The following is a 19,264-nucleotide window of genomic DNA, read 5'->3' as shown; positions in this document are numbered from 1 at the left end:
CAAAGTAGCCGCTTCCGCCCGGCGAATTGGTGGCCCAGGTCATGTTGCTGCAGACCGTGTGAAGTGGATCTCGGCAAATAATGGATACAACCGTGCGCAAAAGTAGCCGGACGGGCGGATCCGTGGTACTTGTCTACCCGGTGCTGCATCGGTTCTCGTTGCGGCGTGTCGGGGCAAATGGAACAAGGGGTTAACCAATGGCAAAGCACGCTCGCATGGGCGCACGCACTGCGGCCATCCGGTCGTATCTTGCGGCTGGAGTCACTGCCGGCGTCACTGGCGCGGCGATGGCCGGCATCGCGACCGTGATGCTGGCTGACGACGGCGCCGCAGTTCCGGCGGAGTTCGAGGTGCAGCTCGCTTCCACGGAAGAGGCCGAGGGGGACTCTCTTTTCCTGGCGCTCAATCTCGACGGGGGCAGCAACCGGCCCGTTTTCGACGCACTCAACGACGCGGTGGCCGGATTCTCCTCGGAGTCGTTTCCGCTCGAGGCCGATGACGCCAACGGGATCATCCGGCCGATCTTCGGCCCCGGCGGGTGGCTGATCGGCAACGGCATCGACGCCGCCGAGGACTGCGAGGGCAGCGCCTGCAACGGTGGTGACGGTGGAATCCTCTGGGGCAGCGGCGGCGATGGCGCCAACGGTGGTGACGGCGGGAACGCCGGCTTCTGGTGGGGCAGCGGCGGTCGTGGTGGTGACGGCACGGCCGCGGTGTACGACGACGAGACCGGCGAGCTGATCTCGGCGGCGGGTCGAGGTGGAAACGGCGGCGGTGGTTCGCTGTTCGGCAACGGCGGGGACGGCGGCACCGGTGGCGAGGCTATTGGATACAACGACACCCAGGGCGGCCGGGGTGGCAATGGCGGTGACGGTGGCTGGAGCGGGTTTGCCGGCAACGGTGGTGACGGCGGCTACGCCTACTCTCCGGACGGAAACGCCACCGGCGGCACCGGCGGCAACGGCGGCGGCACCTGGTTCGGCAACGCCGGCGCCGGTGGTGACGGCGGCGAGGGCGAAGCCTCGGCCGAGCTGACCACTGCCTACGGTGGTGATGGAGGTAACGGCGGTGAGTCGTGGGTCAACGCATCCGGTGACGGCGGTGACGGTGGCCTCGGCGAGGCGTTCGGTGAGGCCACGGCTCAGGGCGGTACCGGCGGCGACGGCGGGAACACGCACATCGGCGGCTCCGGCAGCGGTGGCGAGGGCGGCGAGGCCGTGTCGCTCGACGGCGAGGCCAACGGCGGGGACGGCGGCAGTGCGGGCCGGGTCACGACCTGGGGTAACGCCGGCAGCGGCGGCGACGGCGGTGACGCGTTCGGCGGCGTCCCGGACTACGAGGGTGGCCCCGTCGGCAGCGGCGCCGCGACTGGTGGCTCCGGTGGCTCCGGTGGTCGCGGCGGCACTGCCATCGGCGACGGCGGTGACGGTGGTGACGGTGGTGACGCCCTCACCGAGGGCGGCGGTGCGGCCGAAGGCGGCTCCGGTGGCTCCGGTGGTGTGCGTGGCGTGATCGGCTCGCAAGGCGAGGACGGCGAGGACGGCTCCCCGACGGTCGACGACGGTGATGACGATTCGGACTCGGATTCGGGCTCCGGCTCGGTTGCCGACGATTCGGATTCGGATTCGGATTCGGATTCCGATTCCGATTCTGATTCGAGCGATTCGGATTCGGCTTCCGGCTCGGATTCTGACTCGGGCTCGGATTCTGATTCCGATTCGGATTCCGACTCGGACTGACCTGGCAAGGGACGGATTCACCGGCATCGTGTCTGCGGTGCCGGTGAATCCGTTTTCCGCCCGCTGGCTGAACCACCAGAGCAAAAGCATTGAAGAGGGAGCGATCTCACCGACTCTCGGTGCGGCTATGATCGCCCGGTGTCGGATTCAGAAACTTCTTCCTCAGCCCCGAACAAGCTCGTCGTGGCGGCGTTGATCGTCGCTGTTGCGGCGCTCGGTATCGCACTCTGGTCATTCCTGAGCACTCCTGCCACCGAGGATTCCGCAGAGCCGGCCGATTCGTCGGCCTCTTCCGGGGAAGCCTCCGACACCGACCCCAAGGCCCGCGTGTGCGGCGCGTTCGATCTGGTCCGCAGCGCGGTGTCGTTGCAGACCAACGCCGACCTCGGACCCGACCCGGTGGCCAGGCAGACGGTGGCCGCCAACGCGCGGCTGGCAGCGCTCGGCGGGGGCCAGTTTCTGCTGTCCCAACTCTACGGAGACGTGCCGAGCGACCTCGCTGACGAGGTCCGTTCGTTCGCCGAAAACCTCAGCTACATCGGGATGAACCAGCTCGCCGGCACGCCCCCCAATGATCCCGCCCAGCTGGGCAGGCTCGACGACGCGCAGGGTATGGCCGCCGGGATCAGCGAGCTCTGCACGCAGTAGTAGGTCAGGCTGGGACGAACTCGACGCCCGACAACGCGACCGCGTTGTCGCGGTCGGGCGCGGTGACGGTGGCCGCATAGCTGCCGTCGAGTTTCCACACGCTGACCGTGAGCGTCTCGCCCGGGAACACCACACCCGCCATCCGGGCGCCGAATGACTTCAGCTGGCTGACGTCCCCGTCGAGCAGCGTGTCCACCAGGACCTTGCAGGTCATTCCGTAGGTGCACAACCCGTGCAGGATCGGACGCGGGAACCCCGCGGCCGCGGCGAAGTCCGGATCCGAATGCAGCGGGTTGCGGTCGCCGCACATCCGGTACAACAACGCCTGGGACGGGGCGGTGGGCACCGCGAGCTCGAGATCGGGGGCGCGGTCGAGAACCGCGGACTGGCTCGACGGGCCGCGGTCGCCGCCGAAACCGCCCTCGCCGCGAGCGAAGATCGAGCGCTTCTGCGTCCACAGCAGTGTGCCCGCGGGGTCTTTGACCGTCGTCTCCGACCAGATCACCGCAGCCTTGCCTTTGTCCCAGATCTCGGTGAACCGGGTGACTGCGATGCCGGTACCCGACGGCGGGATGGGCCCCGGCACCGTCACCGCCTCGCTGGCGTGCAGCACCTTGGACAACTCGATGTCGATGCCGGGGAACTGGACCGCCGGCGGCTCGGTCATGTGAAAGCTCTGCGCGACGTTGCCGAACGTGGGCAGCACCTGCGGGGTGTCATCGGCGAGGTAGCGCAGTTCACGCTTGTCCATCGGGTCGCTTCCGGCGCCCAGGCCGAGGTGGTAGAGCTGGATGTCGCTGCTGGTCCAGGAGAACTCGACCGGATCGAGTTCGGCGCCGATGGCCTCGTCGAGGTTGATGGGCATGGCTCAGTCCTTCCGGGCGAGGTGTAGCGCAGCGAGGTAACCGAACGTCATCGCGGGCCCGATGGTGCCGCCGGGACCGGGATAGGTGTGGCCCATCACCGGTGCGCTGACGTTTCCCGCAGCATAGAGCCCGTCGATCACCGAGCCGTCATCGCGCAGCGCCCGGCCGTCGTTGTCGGTGACGACCCCACCTTTGGTGCCCAGGTCGCCGGGGACCATCTTGGCCGCGTAGAACGGTGCGTGGCTGATCTCGCCGAGGTTGGGGTTGGGTTTGTTGGTCGGGTCCCCGTAGTACCGGTCGTAGGCGCTCTCGCCGCGCTTGAAGTCGTGGTCGGTGCCGGAGCGTGCGAAACCGTTGAACCGTTCAACCGTGGCCTCGAAGGCGTCGACCGGCAGGCCGGTCTTGGCGGCCAGCTCGTCGAGGGTGTCGGCCTTGACGATCACGCCGGACTCCATCCACTTCTTCGGGATGCGTTGTCCGGGCTGGAGTCCGGCGAAGATGTAGCGGTCCCGGTACTGCTGGTCGAACACCAGCCAGGCCGGGATGTTCTCGCCGGGGCCGGGCCCCTGTCCGTACTGCCCGCCGTACATGTGGTGACAGGCCTCGACGTAGGGCATGGACTCGTTCATGAAGCGCTTCCCGGCCATGTTCACGATGATCGACCCCGGGGAGTTGCGCTCCGACAATGCGAACCACGGTGCCCCGACCAGCGGAACCGTCGGGCCCCACCAGGCATCGGCCATCACGTCCAGTGCCGCACCCAGCTTCTCGGCCGCCAGGATGCCGTCACCGGTGTTGGCGGCCGCACCCACGGTCCACTCGGTGGTGATGGGTGCGCGCTGATACTTCACCCGCATCTGTTCGTTGTGCTCGAATCCGCCGCTGCCCAGGATCACCCCCCGCCGGGCCCGGATCAGCTGGGGTTCAGTGGATTCGGGGTCGGCGGTGTTGCGCACATAGATGCCGCGGACGACACCGTCCTCGACATGCAGGTTGGTCATCGCGGTGTTGAGCAGGACCGGCACGCCGGCCTCACGCAGACCGATCCGCAGCGGCGCGATCAGCGCGCGGCCCATGCCGACGAGGTTCTTGCCGGTCGCCTGGGCCCACATCGTGCGCGCGCCGACCTTGAGGCTGCGCAGCAGCCCCCGCGGATGGCGCTTGAGCTGGTTGAGGCGGACATAGTCCTGCTGCATCACCACGACGTTGAGGGGAACCTTGCCGTAGGGCGGTTCGAGCCCGTCGAGGTCGGGGCCCAGCTTCTTGGCGTTGAACGGCTTGGGCTCGACGGAGCGGCCCGACGCCTTGCCGCCCGCGGTCTCGGGGTAGTAGTCCGAGTAGTTCGGCACCCAGCACAGCTTCAGCGGTGAGTGCTTCAGCACGAAGGACAGCATCTCCGGGCCGCGCTGCAGATAGGTGTCGATCTTGTCGGCCGGCACCACGTCGCCGATGATCGAGTGCAGGTAGGTGCGGGCGGCGTCGGTGGTGTCCTTGACGCCGTCGCGCCGCAGCACCTCGTTGTTCGGAATCCACACGCCGCCGCCTGACCGCGCAGTGGAACCGCCATAGTGCTGGGCCTTCTCAACGACTACTGTCGAGAGTCCCTGGTGGGCAGCGGTGAGTGCGGCGACCATGCCTGCGGCGCCGCTTCCCACCACGACGACGTCATACACCTGTCCAGTCATGTAGAACACGTTATAGAATTGCCCGGCCAGCTAACAACTGGCCCGGTCAGAAAAACGAGGGGAATTCATCAGATGCTCCGTGATGAGGTCCGTCAGAAGCTCGCCGCCGACCTCGCCCAGGCCGAGCGCAGCCGGGTCCCGATCGCACCGCTGACCGACGGCAACCCCGACATCGACGTCGTCGATGCCTACGAGATCCAGTTGATCAACATCCGAGCGCGGGTTGCCGACGGAGCGCGGGTGATCGGTCACAAGGTGGGGCTGTCCTCGGAGGCTATGCAGAAGATGATGAACGTCGACGAGCCCGACTACGGACACCTGCTCGACGAGATGCAGGTCTTCGAGGATCGCCCGGTACCCAGCGCCAACTACCTCTACCCACGGGTGGAGGTCGAGGTCGGGTTCGTGCTGGCCGACGACCTGCCCGGCGCCGGCTGCACCGAGGACGACGTTCTGGCCGCGACCGCCGCCTTCGCCCCGTCGATCGAACTGATCGACACCAGGATCACCAACTGGCAGATCAAGCTCTGCGACACAATCGCCGACAACGCCTCCTCGGCCGGCTGGGTGCTCGGGCAGGCCCGGGTTTCCCCCAAGGACATCGACGTCAAGAACATCGACGCGGTGCTGACCAACAACGGCGAGGTGGTGGCCAAGGGGCGCAGTGATGCGGTGCTGGGTAATCCGGTCACCGCGGTCGCCTGGCTGGCCCGCAAGGTGGAGAGTTTCGGGGTGCGGCTGAAGGCCGGCGACATCGTGCTTCCCGGTTCGTGCACCCGTGCGATAGATGCACCTCCGGGCAGTCACTTCGTCGCCGAGTTCAGCGGGTTGGGTTCAGTAGAACTGAGTTTCGAGTAGGTCGAACAGGTAGGAAACCACATGTCCCAGAAGGCTTCAGTCGCCATCGTGGGTTCGGGCAACATCAGCACCGACCTGCTCTACAAATTGCTGCGTTCGGAGTGGCTCGAGCCGCGCTGGATGATCGGCATCGACCCGGACAGCGAAGGGTTGGCGCGGGCCCGCAAGCTCGGCCTGGAAACCTCGCACGAGGGAGTGGACTGGTTGTTGGACCAGTCCGAAAAGCCCGACATGGTGTTCGAGGCGACCAGCGCCTACGTGCACCGCGACGCCGCGCCCCGCTACGCCGAGGCCGGTATCCGGGCGATCGATCTGACCCCGGCCGCGGTCGGGCCGGGGGTGATCCCCCCGGCGAATCTGCGCGAGCATCTGGATGCCCCCAACGTCAACATGGTGACCTGCGGTGGCCAGGCCACCATCCCGATCGTGCACGCGGTGTCCCGGGTGGTCGAGGTGCCCTACGGGGAGATCGTGGCGTCGGTGTCGTCGGCGTCGGCCGGCCCGGGCACCCGCGCCAACATCGACGAGTTCACCAAGACCACCAGCGCGGGCGTGCAGAACATCGGCGGCGCCAAGCGCGGTAAGGCGATCATCATCCTCAACCCGGCCGATCCGCCGATGATCATGCGCGACACGATCTTCTGCGCGATCCCCGAGGACGCCGACCGCGACGCGATCGCACAGTCGATCCGCGACGTCGTGGCCGAGGTGCAGACCTACGTGCCGGGCTACCGGTTGCTCAACGATCCGCAGTTCGATGATCCGTCGATGAACTCGGGCGGTCAGGCGCTGGTCACGACATTCATCGAAGTGGAGGGTGCGGGTGACTATCTGCCGCCCTACGCTGGAAACCTGGACATCATGACCGCCGCGGCCACGAAGGTGGGCGAGGAGATCGCCAAGAAGATGGCCGGAGCGAGCCTTTCGACGACAGGAGGCCAATCATGAGCGGCACCGAGAAGCGCAGCGCATCGCGCATCGGCGGAGTCGACGGCGTCTACTTCAACCCGATCTGGGACGTCCGGATGACGGACACGTCCCTGCGCGACGGGTCGCACCACAAACGCCACCAGTTCAGCACCGACGAGGTGGGTGCCATCGTCGCGGCACTGGACGCGGCCGGGGTACCCGTCATCGAGGTCACCCACGGCGACGGCCTGGGCGGGTCGAGCTTCAACTACGGGTTCTCCAAGACCCCGGAGCAGGAGCTGATCAAGCTGGCGGCGGAGACGGCCAAGGAGTCCAAGATCGCCTTCTTGATGCTGCCCGGCGTGGGCACCAAGGAGGACATCAAAGAGGCGCAGAACAACGGTGGCTCGATCTGCCGGATCGCCACCCACTGCACCGAGGCCGATGTGTCGATCCAGCATTTCGGGCTGGCCCGCGAACTCGGCCTGGAGACGGTCGGGTTCCTGATGATGAGCCACACCATCCCCCCGGAGAAGCTGGCCGCCCAGGCGCGCATCATGGCCGACGCCGGGTGCCAGTGCGTCTATGTGGTCGATTCGGCCGGCGCACTGGTGCTCGAAGGGGTGCGCGACCGGGTGCAGGCTTTGGTCGCCGAACTGGGTGACGACGCTCAAGTTGGCTTTCATGGCCACGAGAACCTCGGGCTCGGGGTGGCCAATTCGATCGAGGCCGTGCGTGCGGGTGCCAAGCAGATCGACGGCTCGTGCCGCCGGTTCGGCGCCGGGGCCGGCAACGCCCCGGTCGAGGCGCTGATCGGGGTGTTCGACAAGATCGGCGTCAAGACCGGCATCGACTTCTTCGACATCGCCGATGCCGCCGAGGAGGTCGTCGCCCCGGCGATGCCGGCCGAATGCCTACTCGACCGCAACGCGCTGATCATGGGTTACTCGGGGGTGTACTCGAGCTTCCTCAAGCACGCCATCCGCCAGTCGGAGCGTTACGGGGTGCCCGCCCACCAGCTGCTGCACCGGGCCGGCCAACGCAAGCTGATCGGCGGTCAGGAAGACCAGCTGATCGACATCGCGCTGGAGATCAAGCGCGAGATGGATTCGGCGTCGGCGTAGCTGCCTCCTGATCTGACCGGTGCGCTCGTGCGCCGATTCCCGTTTGGTCGTCGCGCGAAGCCGATACGCTGTCGGGTGCGACCGACAGGTCGACAACGTCGTCGATAGTGGGGGTTTTCATGACCGCGTCTGTTTCGAACGTTCGCCGTAGCCTGGTCAGCGTGCTCGCCGGCGGTGCGCTGGTGTTCGCCCCGGCGGCGATCCTGGCCCCGGTAGCCACCGCTCAGCCCGACCCCGCGCCCGACTGCTCGGCAGCGAATGTGGCCCGGACCGTCAGTGCCGCCACCGCGGCAGAGGGTGACTACCTGGTCGCCAATCCGCCGACCCACTCGCAGCTGTCCAGTATCTCGTCGCAGCCGCAGGATCAGGCCCAGGCCGCCTACAACTCGTTCTTCGAGCAGAACCCGCAGGCCAGAGATGATCTTGCGGCCATTCACCAGCCGGTGAGCACCCTGAACGAGCAGTGCGGCTTCAACGTGACGCCGACCCTGGTGGCCGGGGGTGTGTGGCAGACCGAGCCTCAGACGGCGGCGGGCGTCAACACTCCGAACCTCGACCAGAACGAGGAAGGCACCCCGGCGGGCGTGGAACCACCGTCCTGAGCACCGGCTGACGGCGTCCGGCTTCCTGACCTGGGCGGCGTTTGACCGACGGCCCGACGGGCTAGCCACGGTGTACGACCGAAATCGATCGCACACCGTGAGGAGTGTTCCGTCATGACCGCGTCCGTGAGGACCGTGCGACGCACCTTGTTCGGCATGTTCGCCGGTGGCCTGCTCGCGTTCGGCTCGGCGGCGATCATTGCCCCGGTGGCCGGGTTCGAGCCGGCACCGGCCTACGAATACACCAGCGACTACACGACGACCACCGACGCCGGTTGACGATGCGCAACCCGCTCCCGCGCTGATTCGCTGTCAGCGGGTACGGGCATGCTGGGCTGATGGCGACACGAGCCCAGGCGCAGGAAATCCTCGAGCAGCTGGTCGGCCCGACAGCACAGCTGCGTGACGACCAGTGGACGGCCATCGAGGCCCTGGTGGTGCAGCGCCGCCGGGCACTGGTGGTCCAGCGCACCGGATGGGGGAAGTCCGCGGTCTACTTCATCGCCGCCAAGCTGTTGCGCGGTGCCGGGCACGGCGCGACGGTGATCGTCTCGCCGCTGCTGGCACTGATGCGCAATCAGGTGGCCGCCGCCGACCGCGCCGGGGTGCACGCAGCCACCATCAACTCGAGCAATGTCGCGGACTGGTCGGACATCCACGATCGGGTCCGCGGTGGTGAGCTGGACGTCCTGCTGGTCAGCCCGGAGCGGTTGAACAACCCGGACTTCCGCGACGAGGTGCTGCCGGCACTGGCCCGCGACGCCGGGCTGGTGGTGGTGGACGAGGCGCACTGTGTGTCTGACTGGGGCCACGACTTCCGTCCCGACTACCGGCGCATCCGCGCCCTGGTCGCCGAACTGGGCTCCGACGTTCCGGTGCTGGCCACCACCGCCACCGCGAACGACCGCGTGGTCGCCGATGTCGCCGCCCAGCTCGGCGTCGGGGGTACCGACACCCGGGCAGACACGCTGGTACTGCGCGGCGGGCTGGACCGGGAATCGTTGCGGCTGTCGGTGGTTCAGGCGGGTAACCCCGCCCAGCGGGCGGCCTGGCTGGCCACCCACCTCGACGCGCTACCGGGTTCCGGGATCGTCTACACGCTGACCGTCGCCCAGGCCCACGATGTGGCGGCGCTGTTGCGCGAACACGGACATCAGGTCGCCTCCTACACCGGCGCCACCGAGGCCGCTGAACGCGAACAGCTCGAGTCCGACCTGCTCGACAATCGGGTCAAAGCACTGATCGCGACGTCTGCCCTCGGGATGGGTTTCGACAAGCCCGATCTCGGCTTCGTCGTGCATCTGGGCGCCCCGTCGTCGCCGATCGCCTACTACCAGCAGGTCGGGCGCGCCGGCCGGTCGACCTCGAGCGCCGAGGTGGTGCTGCTGCCGGGCCGCGAGGACCAGGATGTCTGGCGGTACTTCTCCTCGGTCGCCTTTCCGTCGGAATCGATGGTGCGCAGCGTGATCGGCGCACTCGAGCCGGACCGGCCACAATCCACCCCGGCGCTCGAGCCGCTCGTCGACCTCGGCCGGTCGCGGCTGGAGATGGTGCTCAAGGTGCTCGACGTCGACGGTGCGGTCAAGCGGGTCAAGGGCGGCTGGATCGGCACCGGGGTGCCGTGGGAGTACGACGAACCGCGCTACCGCACGCTGGAGGAGGCGCGCCGGCGCGAGCAGCAGGCGATGCTCGACTACCAGGCGACCGGCGACTGCCGGATGGCCTTCCTGCGCCGCCAGCTCGACGACCCCGAGCTCGGGGCCGAGGAGCGATGCGGCCGTTGCGACAACTGCACCGGGACCAGGTTCGGCGGCGATGTCGACGCCGCGGCCGCCGCCGACGCCCGGGACCGGTTGATGCGCCCCGGCGTGGAGATCAGCCCGCGCAAGCAGTGGCCGTCCGGGCTGGCGAAGCTGGGGGTCGAACTGTCCGGACGGATCACCGACGGCCCCGTGCCGGGGCGGGTCATCGGCCGGCTGACGGATCTGGGCTGGGGCGCCCGGCTGCGGCGGCTACTCGGCGACGAGGACACCGAGGTGCCCGACGATGTGGTCGCAGCGGCCGTCAAGGTGCTGGCGTCGTGGGAATGGGACACCCGCCCGACCGCGGTGCTGGCGATGGACTCCGACACCCATCCGGTGCTGATCTCGTCGTTGGCCCGCAGGCTGGCCGAGCTGGGGCGGCTCACCGATCTGGGCACGCTGCACTACGCGCCGCAGCGCAGGCCGGTGACCGCGGCCAACTCGGCCTACCGGGTGGCCGCCCTGCACGGCTCGTGGGCGGCGCCGGATCGTGTGTTCGACGGGCCGGTGCTGCTGGTCGACGACATGACCGACACCGGGTGGACGTTGACGATGGCCGCGCGCGCCGTGCGGGCCGCCGGCGCTCCGGAGGTGCTGCCGTTCGCCTTGGCCAGTGTCAGCTGACCGGCTTCACACCGCCCAGCGCCGCGGTGACCGCATCGGCTGTCGCCACCACCGCGAGGGCCCGGGCGTCGATCTCGCCGTCGCCCAGCGGTTGCCCGATATGCAGCGACGCCACCATGATCTGGCGTCGGTAGTGGTCGTAGACGGGGGCGGAGATCACGCTGATGTCGTGGCGGACATCGGCCTGCCGGTCGTCGTCGGAGCGCAGGTACACCCGCTCGCCGATGTCGGAGACGAGTTCGCCCAGCAGTGCGCGCAGTTCGTCGGGCAGAGTGGCCGACACCCCGGCCATCAACGCGTAGAGCCGTCGCCCGCCCGGTGTCAGCCGCTCCACCAGATACCCGGTCTGCCGGCATTCGGCGACCACCAGGTCGAGCCGGTCGGTCCCGGTGCGCAGGCCGACCGTGGGTTCCCGTGCGAGCCAGTCGCGCAGGGCGGCGTCGTCCCACAGCACGAACATCAGGCCGACCGGGGGAGCGAACGGGTAGCTCTGGCCGATCCGGACGCCGGCGTCGGCGCCGGGCGGGCCGACCAGTTCCAGCACCGTGATGCGGTCGTCGATGACGGCCGACAGTGCGGCGGTCATCTCGAACTCGGCGGACAGTCTGCGTAGCTCGTCACGGGCCGGCGGGCCGACCCGCATCGACTCCTGCGCGGTGTGGCCGAGCGAGATCAGCGACGGTCCGAGCCGGTAGGTCTTGTCCACCGCATCGCGTACGAGGTAGCCCGACTCGGCCAGCGTGGCGGCGATGCCCAGACACGTCGGCTTGCTCTGCCCGGTCCGGCGGGCCAGTTCGGAGATCCCGAACCGGTCGTGCGGGTGGCGCGCCAGGAAGTCCAGCAGGTCGACGACCCGCTGTGTCGGTGGTGACGCCCGACCGCTCATCTGCGCAGCCCTCTCAGCGACGTTGACTCCCACTAGAACGCGTTCTAGTGTCAGGTCGGAAACTCTACCAGTCCGGTCCAATATTGAACCGTGGAGGCATTCGCCGCATGTACTCACAGCCGTTGGCAGAGGCCATCGCCGAGGCGGAGGGCCTCGTCGCGGCCGCGCCGTTCATCGAATCCGAGGCAGACCTGCTCGAGGGGCTGCAATACCTCGCCGGATGCATCTCGGCATGCACCCATCTGGCCTTCGACTACGACCGGGACCACCCCTTCATGCAGTCCGGCACCGGACCGTTCACCAAGATGGGCCTGGACAACCCGGACACCCTCTACTTCGGCACCCGGGTGCAGCCCGGCCACGAGTACGTGGTCACCGGGGTGCGCGGCACCACCACCGACCTGAGCTTCCAGATGCTCGGCGGCGACTACACCGACGACAACGTCCCGGTCAGCCAGGCCGCGTTCGACGACCGCGAACTCGACATCGCCGCCGACGGCTCGTTCGAGTGGCGCATCACCCCGAACAGCCCGTCGCAACTGCTGGTTCGTGAGGTGTACAACGACTGGTCGGCGCGCCGCGGCTTCATCAGCGTCGCGCGAACCGACACCGCCGGCACCGCCCCGCCGGCACTGACCAGGGAACTGATCGAGAAGCGCTACGCCGTGGCCGCCAAACAACTCGTCCAGCGGGTCAAGACCTGGCTGCAGTTCCCGCAGTGGTTCTACAACAACCTGCCGGTCAACACGATGGTCGCACCGCGGCTGACCCCCGGTGGGCTGGCCACCCAGTACTCGTCGGTCGGGCACTTCGACCTGAACCCGGACCAGGCGATGGTCATCACCGTCCCGGTGTCCGACGCCCCGTACATGGGATTTCAGCTGGGCAGCCTGTGGTACATCTCGCTGGACTACATCAACCACCAGACCTCGCTGAACGGCACCCAGGCCCAGCCCGATCCGGATGGCAACATCCGCATCGTCGTCTCCGACGCCAATCCTGGCGTCGCCAACTGGTGTGAGACCCTCGGCCACCGCAAGGGCTACCTGCAGTTCCGGTGGCAACGTCTGTCCCGCGAGATGACCGCGGCCGACGGCCCGTCGGTCGAGGTGCTCGACATCGACAAGGTGGCCGCCGCGCTGCCCTACTACGAGGCCAACAAGATCTCCGAACAGGACTGGCGGGCGCGAATTGCGCTGCGCCAAAAGCAGATCGCCGACAGGATGGTGGGATAGGTCATGAGCGGCACACGAGCGGGACTTCTCGACGGCAAGGTCGTGGTCATCAGTGGTGTCGGCCCGGCGCTGGGCACCACGCTCGCGCGCCGGTGCGCGCAGGCCGGCGCGGATCTCGTGCTGGCGGCCCGCACCGTGGAACGCCTCGACGACGTGGCCAAGCAGATCACCGATCTGGGCCGGCGCGCGGTGTCGGTGGGCACCGACATCACCGACGAGGCGCAGGTGGCCAACCTGGTGGACCAGACGCTCGAGGCCTACGGCAGGGTCGACGTACTGATCAACAACGCCTTCCGGGTGCCGTCGATGAAGCCGTTGGCCAACACCACCTTCGAGCACATGCGCGAGGCCATCGAGCTGACCGTGTTCGGTGCCCTGCGGATGATCCAGGGATTCACCCCCGCGCTGGCGGAGGCCAACGGGTCGGTGGTCAACGTGAACTCGATGGTGGTGCGGCACTCGCAGGCCAAGTACGGCGCCTACAAGATGGCGAAGTCGGCGCTGCTGGCGATGTCGCAGTCACTGGCGACCGAGCTCGGTGAGCAGGGCATCCGGGTGAACTCCATTCTGCCGGGCTACATCTGGGGCGGGACCCTGGAGAGCTACTTCACCCACCAGGCCGGCAAGTACGGCACCACGGTCGACGAGATCTACAAGGCGACCGCTGCGGCGTCGGACCTCAAACGGTTGCCCACCGAGGACGAGGTCGCCTCGGCGATCCTGTTCATGGCCAGTGACCTCTCCAGCGGCATCACCGGCCAGGCTCTCGACGTCAACTGCGGGGAGTACAAGGCCTGATGGCAGCGCGCACCGATGTGGGCACCGTCGAGGATCTGCACGCCTCGGCCACCAAGGCCTGCGGCCTCGACGATTTCGGCAGCGATGACGACAACTACCGCGAAGCGCTCGCGGTGCTGCTCGACTCCTACGCCAGAGACGCCGACCTGACCGAGTTCGGCAGCAAGATGAACCGGTTCTTCGTGCGCAACGCACTGGTCGCCCGGTTGGTCTCGGAGGCGGCGTTCAAGCAGTATCCCGAACACGCCGACGTGGCGATCGAACGGCCGATCTTCGTCACCGGCCTGCCGCGGACCGGTACGACGGCGCTGCATCGGCTGCTGGCCGCCGATCCGCGCCATCAGGGGCTCGAGCTGTGGCTCGCGGAGTATCCGCAGCCGCGCCCGCCCCGCGAAACCTGGGCGGACAATCCGGTTTTCGCCCAGCTCGATGCCCAGTTCACCAAGGCCCACAACGAGAATCCGGACTACACCGGCCTGCACTACATGACCGCCGACGAGGTCGAGGAGTGCTGGCAGCTGCTGCGCCAATCGCTGCACTCGGTGTCCTACGAGACGCTGGCCCACGTGCCGACCTACTCCCGGTGGCTTGCCCAACAGGACTGGACGCGTCCGTACCGGCGCCACCGGCGCAATCTGCAGTTGATCGGGCTCAACGACACCGACAAGCGGTGGGTGCTCAAGAATCCCAGCCACCTGTTCGCACTGGACGCGCTGCTGGCGACCTATCCCGATGCGTTGGTGATCCAGTGCCACCGTCCGGCTGAGACGATCATGGCCTCGATGTGCTCGCTGGCCCAGCACACCACCGAGGGATGGTCGAACGTGTTCGTCGGCGACACGATCGGGGCGGACTCCCTGGAGACCTGGTCACGCGGGCTGGAGCGGTTCAACGGGGTTCGCGCGCAACACGACCCGGCCCAGTTCTACGACATGGACTACTTCGACCTGATCGCCGACCCGGTGGCCTCGGTGGAGGCGATCTACCGGCACTTCGGGATCCCGATGACCGGGGATGCGCGGGCGGCGATGCAGGCCAGTGACGAGGCGAGCAAACAGGGTCCCCGCGCGCCGAAACACACCTACTCGCTGACCGACTACGGCCTGACCGACGAGCAGGTGGCCGAGCGGTTCAGGGGCCTGTAGCGCGGGATTTCACGACGGGCCGGCCGCAGTGTGAAACGCTGAGCAGATGGCCGAACAGCCGCCGGTACTCGGCATCGCCGGGCCTGTCGCGGTGACCAGCCTGTTGGTCGGGCTGCTCACCTGGCCGCTGGCGTTCAACCTGGGCGCCTACGGGACGGTCTTCTATGACGACATCTTCTCGCTCGTGGTGGCCTCGGCGATACTGGTCGCGCTCACCGTGGTCTACCGGCCCTTCGGCACGGTCGGCAACTGGGTGACCGGTCTGGCGCTGTCGGCTCCGCTTGGCTGGCTGCTCGCGGCGGTGTTACTGAACGGGTCGACCAGCGACGCGCTCGATCGGCCGGTGTTCGCCTGGGTGGCCGTCGTGATCGTCGTGGTTTCGGTGCCGCTCACGTTGCGCCTGCTGTTCGAACTCTTCTATCCGGAGCTCACCACGCCCGCCCATCGGCGGCAGAAGGCCGGCGTGGTGGTTCTGGTCGCAGTGGTGGCGCTGGTCGGATTCCTGGCCGGTCATGGCAACGACCGGCTCATGACATGCTCGGACTTCGTCGTCGCCGGAGCGCACGCGCCGGACAACTGCCGGCCGGACTGAGCCTCGGCGGCGGCCCCTCGGGCCTCAGCCGTCGCCCGGTGACGGAGCGCTGGAGTACTCCTCCAGGCATCCTTCGGCCACGGCGTGCCGGATGCTGTCGGACAACCGCGGGCAGGCCCGTTCCCGGGCGGGATCGCCGCCGGCTTCACGGATCTCGGCGAAGTAGGCGCAGCGCTGGGTGGCCTCGGTGCTCCACTGCACAGAGGTGTGGGTCGGGCCGAGCTTCTTCACCCGGACCGAGACGTGGCAGTGCCGGCAATCGACGTCGGCCAGCCCGGAGGTCAGATACCTCTCCCGGTCCCGGCTCGTGCTCTCGGCCACCGCCGCCGCGCGGTCCGGGTCGGAGGCGAAATCGGGTGCCTTGCGCCAGGTTCCGCCGCCGTCACCGTTCTGGCCGCCGTGGTCGTGATCGTCGTCGTGACCGCCGTGCAGCAGCAGCATCGACCGGGCCAACCGGTCGACGTCGGGCGGCTGCCGCGGGCTCACGTCTGGGACACCTCGGACGGTTCGTCGGCCTGTTCGGTGTCGCGGGCCTTGAGGTTCTCCTCGACTTCGACCTGCCATTTCTGGTTGGCGACGGTGGTGTCGACCTCCATCTCGAACCGATCGGTCATCTCCGGGGTGACATCGGCGACGTCGACATAGAACTGCTGGTACCAGCGCCGCATCTGGTAGACCGCGCCGTCCTCCTCGACCAGTAGCGGGTTGTCGATGCGGGTCTTGTGCTTCCAGATCTCGACGTCCTGCAGGAAGCCCTTGCTGACCCCGTCGGTGAACGCGGTCGCCAGTTTCTCGGTGGTCTTGTCGTCCAGGCCCTTGGGCTTCTCGACGATGACGCCCCACTGCAGCACGAACGAGTCCTGGGTCACCGGGTAGTGGCAGTTGATCAGGATCGACTCGGCCTTGAAGTCGCCGTACTTGTTGTGCAGCCAGTTGATCATGAACGACGGGCCGAAGTAGCTCGCCTCGGAGTCCAGCGAGGCGTCGCCGTAGGCGGTGCCCATGTCGTTGACGTCGGGCCGGCCGACGTTGTGCAGGTACTGGCTGGCGATGTGGCCCTCGAATACGTTCTTGAAGTACGTCGGCAGCCCGAAGTGGATGTAGAAGAAGTGCGCCATGTCGGTGACGTTGTCGATGATCTCGCGGCAGTTGCTGCCCTCGATGAGCATCGTGTTCCACTTCCAGTCGGTCCACTCGCCGCTGGCCCACTCGGGGATCTCGGGGATGCGGACCTCTTCCTGGGGAGGGTTGCCCTCGTGGTCGTTCCAGACGAACAGCAGGCCGCCGCGGACGTCGGTGTGCCAGGCCCGGGTGCGGGCCAGGCGCGGTGTGCGCTTGGCGTAGGGCACCAGCTTGCACTTGCCGTCGCCGCCCCAGCGCCAGTCGTGGAACGGGCAGGCGACCTCGTCGCCCTTGATCTCGCCCTGGGCGAGATTGCCGCCCATGTGCCGGCAGTATCCGTCGAGGATCTGCAGTTCCCCCTGGGAATCGGCGAAGACGACCAGCTTGGTGCCGAAGATCTCGACCCCGTGCGGCTTACCGTCCCGGAAGTTCTTGACCGGGCCCAGGCAGTGCCAGCCCCTGGCGTACCGGTCGGGCAGAGTGCCGGTGTCGATCTCGCGAATATTCGCGGTTCCCGTAGCTGACTCGGTGCTCACTCGGGCCTCCCGTTCTTGGCTTCTAACTAGAACACGTTACAGTTTTCCGCCGTCGCGACGCAATCCGATGCGCGCTCACCTGCACAAGAAGTGACCAAATACCCTCACCGGGCCGGATACCCGCTGTCCGCCCGTCCACACCCCCATTTATAGTGGACAGAGTGTTCAGTAATGTAGTGATCCGGCAGCCCCGCCCGGGCGGCCCTGCCGCCGTCCGGCGCGGCGCCCATCCCTGGCAGGCGGTCGCCGCGGCGACCTTCGCCATCGCCTGGGGAGGCAACGAGTTCACCCCGCTGCTGGTCATGTACCGGGCCAACCCCGCGTTCTCGCCGCTGACCGTCGACCTGCTGCTGTTCGCCTACGTGCTGGGCATCGTGCCCGCGCTGCTGATCGGTGGCGCACTGTCCGACCGGCTCGGCCGGCGAGCGCTGATGCTGCCGGCGCCGCTGCTGGCTGCGGCCGGATCGACCATCCTGGCCCTCGGCCAGGACTCCGCGCTCACCCTGGCGCTCGGCCGGATCTTCAGCGGCCTGGCACTCGGTCTGGCCATGGCCGTCGGCGGCAGTTGGCTCAAGGAGCTGTCCGGTCCGCCCTGGGGTGACGGCGAAGGGGGAGCACGGCGCGCGGCGATGAGCCTGACCGCCGGTTTCGGCCTCGGCGCCGGCCTGGCCGGCGCGCTGGCTCAATGGGCGCCGGCGCCGACGGTGCTGCCCTATGCGGTCAACGTCGTGCTGGCGCTGGCCGCCGCGGCGGTGCTCACCGCGGTGCCCGAGACGCGGCAGCGGCCCACACCTGTCCGGCCGCGTTGGACGGACGTGCGGGCCGATCTGGCGATTCGGCCGCACCTGCGTCGCCGCTTCCTGCTCGTCGTCGTCCCGGTCGCACCGTGGGTGTTCGGTGCCGGCGCGTCGGCCTACGCGGTGCTGCCCGCGTTGATGGCCGAACGCGCCGCAGCGGCTCCCATCGCGTTCTCCGGGCTGCTGTGCGTGGTCACCCTCGGTGTCGGCTTCACCGTCCAGCACCTCGCCCGGCGGATGGGTGGCGGCGTGCGAACGGCGCTGGTGCTCCTGGCCGCCGGCATGGCGACCGCCGCCTGGGCGGCCACCGTGCTGACGATCGCCTCGGCCCTGCTGGCCGCCGCCGTCCTGGGAGCGGGCTACGGAATGGCGTTGCTGGCCGGGCTGCAGGAGATCCAGCAGATGGCGGGCCCGGACGATCTCGCCGGCCTGACCGCCGTCTTCTACTCGGTCAGCTACCTCGGGTTCGCCGTGCCGGCTGCGTTGGCCTTCCTGTTCGGACACCGGCCGGATCTGATGAGCTATCCGGTGATGTTCGGCTTCGGAGCGCCGGCCGCGCTGGCGTGCCTGGTGCTGGTGGGGGTGGGGCTGCGCGAGGGCCGGCAATAGGCTGGTCCGGTGGCCAGCCGACAACCGGTCCGGCGCGGCCGTCCGCGCAGCGCGGCCGTCCGCGAGAAGATCCTGCGTGCGGCCGCGGACCTCGCCCTCGACGGCGGATCGTCGACCACGGTGGATGCGATCGCCAAACGAGCCCAGGTGAGCCGCACGACGATCTACAAGTGGTGGCCCTCGGCGGCGGCGATCGTGCTCGAGGGGCTGCTCGACCAGGTTCGCGAATCGATTGTGCGCCCGCCCGGAAGCACCACGGTGCAGGCGCTGATCCATCACGTCGGCGCGTTGTTCGGCATCCTCGCCGACCCTGCCGTCGGGCCGCTGCTACGCAATGCGATCGCAGCCTCGGCATCCGATCCCGCGGTCGAACGTGCGCTGATGGAGCAGTGGATCACGCCGCGCCGGGCCGCGGTGGCGGTGACGTTGCGCGACGCCGTGTCCGCCGGGGAGTTGCCGGCCGACACCGACGTCGAAGTCGCCGTGGATGCGTTGGTGTCCCCGCCCTACTACCGGCTGATGTTCGGGATGGCCCCGCTGGGCGAAGACGGAGTGGCCGCGCTGGTGAACGCGGTGTGGGGTGGATGCCGAGCTGTTCAGAAGGGTGGCGGTTCGTAGGTTGCTGCGAGCCAGGCTTGGTGGTCGCGTTCGGCTTGGGCGTTGAGTTCCAGGCGCGCGCGGCGTTCG

At 68.2% G+C, this 19,264-nt stretch carries 19 protein-coding genes; 14 read left to right on the top strand and 5 right to left on the bottom strand.

The window, feature by feature from the left end; all coding sequences use genetic code 11:
• Window positions 1-215 precede the first annotated feature (215 nt).
• The gene (locus ACXAID_RS05245) at window positions 216-1,739 is read left to right on the top strand and encodes a hypothetical protein (protein WP_475021129.1); all 1,524 of its coding nucleotides are present in this window, start codon (window positions 216-218) and stop codon (window positions 1,737-1,739) included.
• Window positions 1,740-1,877: 138 nt separating this feature from the next.
• Window positions 1,878-2,387, top strand: coding sequence for a hypothetical protein (locus tag ACXAID_RS05240; RefSeq protein WP_475021128.1), 510 nt, complete (start codon window positions 1,878-1,880; stop codon window positions 2,385-2,387).
• Between the two features lie 4 nt (window positions 2,388-2,391).
• Here the strand turns inward: ACXAID_RS05240 and ACXAID_RS05235 are convergent, their stop codons facing one another.
• On the bottom strand, window positions 2,392-3,252 hold the full coding sequence (locus ACXAID_RS05235) for a MaoC/PaaZ C-terminal domain-containing protein (protein WP_475021127.1): 861 nt from the start codon (window positions 3,250-3,252) through the stop codon (window positions 2,392-2,394).
• Between the two features lie 3 nt (window positions 3,253-3,255).
• Window positions 3,256-4,938, bottom strand: a complete 1,683-nt coding sequence (gene kstD, locus ACXAID_RS05230) for a 3-oxosteroid 1-dehydrogenase (protein WP_475021126.1) — start codon at window positions 4,936-4,938, stop codon at window positions 3,256-3,258.
• A gap of 72 nt (window positions 4,939-5,010) precedes the next feature.
• Between kstD and ACXAID_RS05225 the strand changes: the two genes are divergently transcribed.
• The 6 genes from ACXAID_RS05225 (at window position 5,011) to ACXAID_RS05200 (ending at window position 10,857) form a co-directional block, all read left to right on the top strand.
• On the top strand, window positions 5,011-5,796 hold the full coding sequence (locus ACXAID_RS05225) for a 2-keto-4-pentenoate hydratase (RefSeq protein ID WP_475021125.1): 786 nt from the start codon (window positions 5,011-5,013) through the stop codon (window positions 5,794-5,796).
• 21 nt (window positions 5,797-5,817) lie between these two features.
• The gene (locus tag ACXAID_RS05220) at window positions 5,818-6,744 is read left to right on the top strand and encodes an acetaldehyde dehydrogenase (acetylating) (RefSeq protein ID WP_475021124.1); all 927 of its coding nucleotides are present in this window, start codon (window positions 5,818-5,820) and stop codon (window positions 6,742-6,744) included.
• Window positions 6,745-6,821: 77 nt separating this feature from the next.
• A complete protein-coding gene (gene dmpG, locus ACXAID_RS05215) occupies window positions 6,822-7,829 on the top strand; it encodes a 4-hydroxy-2-oxovalerate aldolase (RefSeq protein ID WP_475021166.1) in 1,008 nt (335 codons plus the stop codon).
• Between the two features lie 119 nt (window positions 7,830-7,948).
• A complete protein-coding gene (locus ACXAID_RS05210; protein ID WP_475021123.1) occupies window positions 7,949-8,431 on the top strand; it encodes a hemophore-related protein in 483 nt (160 codons plus the stop codon).
• Between the two features lie 114 nt (window positions 8,432-8,545).
• Window positions 8,546-8,710: a hypothetical protein gene (locus ACXAID_RS05205; RefSeq protein WP_475021122.1), complete on the top strand. Its 165-nt coding sequence runs from the start codon at window positions 8,546-8,548 to the stop codon at window positions 8,708-8,710.
• 59 nt (window positions 8,711-8,769) lie between these two features.
• Window positions 8,770-10,857: a RecQ family ATP-dependent DNA helicase gene (locus ACXAID_RS05200; RefSeq protein WP_475021121.1), complete on the top strand. Its 2,088-nt coding sequence runs from the start codon at window positions 8,770-8,772 to the stop codon at window positions 10,855-10,857.
• On the opposite strand, the gene ACXAID_RS05195 is transcribed toward ACXAID_RS05200, so the two are convergent.
• On the bottom strand, window positions 10,850-11,743 hold the full coding sequence (locus tag ACXAID_RS05195; RefSeq protein ID WP_475021120.1) for an IclR family transcriptional regulator: 894 nt from the start codon (window positions 11,741-11,743) through the stop codon (window positions 10,850-10,852). The two genes, ACXAID_RS05200 and ACXAID_RS05195, sit on opposite strands and share 8 nt — an antisense overlap.
• A gap of 107 nt (window positions 11,744-11,850) precedes the next feature.
• Here ACXAID_RS05195 and ACXAID_RS05190 point away from each other — a divergent pair, with 107 nt between their 5' ends.
• The 4 genes from ACXAID_RS05190 to ACXAID_RS05175 are packed head-to-tail and all read left to right on the top strand — an operon-like array spanning window position 11,851 to window position 15,513.
• Window positions 11,851-12,978 carry a hypothetical protein gene (locus tag ACXAID_RS05190; RefSeq protein ID WP_475021119.1) on the top strand — a complete coding sequence of 376 codons (1,128 nt, stop codon included), beginning with the start codon at window positions 11,851-11,853 and terminating at the stop codon, window positions 12,976-12,978.
• Window positions 12,979-12,981: 3 nt separating this feature from the next.
• Entirely contained in the window at window positions 12,982-13,776 is a 795-nt protein-coding gene (locus ACXAID_RS05185; protein ID WP_475021118.1) for an SDR family oxidoreductase, read from the top strand.
• Window positions 13,776-14,921: a sulfotransferase family protein gene (locus tag ACXAID_RS05180; protein ID WP_475021117.1), complete on the top strand. Its 1,146-nt coding sequence runs from the start codon at window positions 13,776-13,778 to the stop codon at window positions 14,919-14,921. Before ACXAID_RS05185 ends, ACXAID_RS05180 begins: the two co-directional genes overlap by 1 nt.
• Before the next feature lie 46 nt (window positions 14,922-14,967).
• Window positions 14,968-15,513 (top strand): hypothetical protein, encoded by a 546-nt coding sequence (locus ACXAID_RS05175; RefSeq protein ID WP_475021116.1) that lies wholly within the window; start codon window positions 14,968-14,970, stop codon window positions 15,511-15,513.
• A gap of 24 nt (window positions 15,514-15,537) precedes the next feature.
• On the opposite strand, the gene ACXAID_RS05170 is transcribed toward ACXAID_RS05175, so the two are convergent.
• Both ACXAID_RS05170 and ACXAID_RS05165 read right to left on the bottom strand, forming a co-directional pair.
• Window positions 15,538-15,954 carry a hypothetical protein gene (locus tag ACXAID_RS05170; protein WP_475021165.1) on the bottom strand — a complete coding sequence of 139 codons (417 nt, stop codon included), beginning with the start codon at window positions 15,952-15,954 and terminating at the stop codon, window positions 15,538-15,540.
• Window positions 15,955-15,995: 41 nt separating this feature from the next.
• Window positions 15,996-17,171 carry a 3-ketosteroid-9-alpha-monooxygenase, oxygenase component gene (locus ACXAID_RS05165; RefSeq protein WP_475021115.1) on the bottom strand — a complete coding sequence of 392 codons (1,176 nt, stop codon included), beginning with the start codon at window positions 17,169-17,171 and terminating at the stop codon, window positions 15,996-15,998.
• 161 nt (window positions 17,172-17,332) lie between these two features.
• On the opposite strand from ACXAID_RS05165, the gene ACXAID_RS05160 reads away from it, so the two are divergent.
• Both ACXAID_RS05160 and ACXAID_RS05155 read left to right on the top strand, forming a co-directional pair.
• Window positions 17,333-18,577 (top strand): MFS transporter, encoded by a 1,245-nt coding sequence (locus ACXAID_RS05160; RefSeq protein ID WP_475021114.1) that lies wholly within the window; start codon window positions 17,333-17,335, stop codon window positions 18,575-18,577.
• Window positions 18,578-18,586: 9 nt separating this feature from the next.
• Window positions 18,587-19,195 (top strand): TetR/AcrR family transcriptional regulator, encoded by a 609-nt coding sequence (locus ACXAID_RS05155; protein WP_475021113.1) that lies wholly within the window; start codon window positions 18,587-18,589, stop codon window positions 19,193-19,195.
• Window positions 19,196-19,264 lie beyond the last annotated feature (69 nt).

Source organism: Mycobacterium sp. ABE4_509 (genome assembly GCF_056160785.1).
The sequence above is the reverse complement of the archived record's forward strand: the minus strand, read 5'-3'. Positions and strand labels throughout refer to the sequence as shown.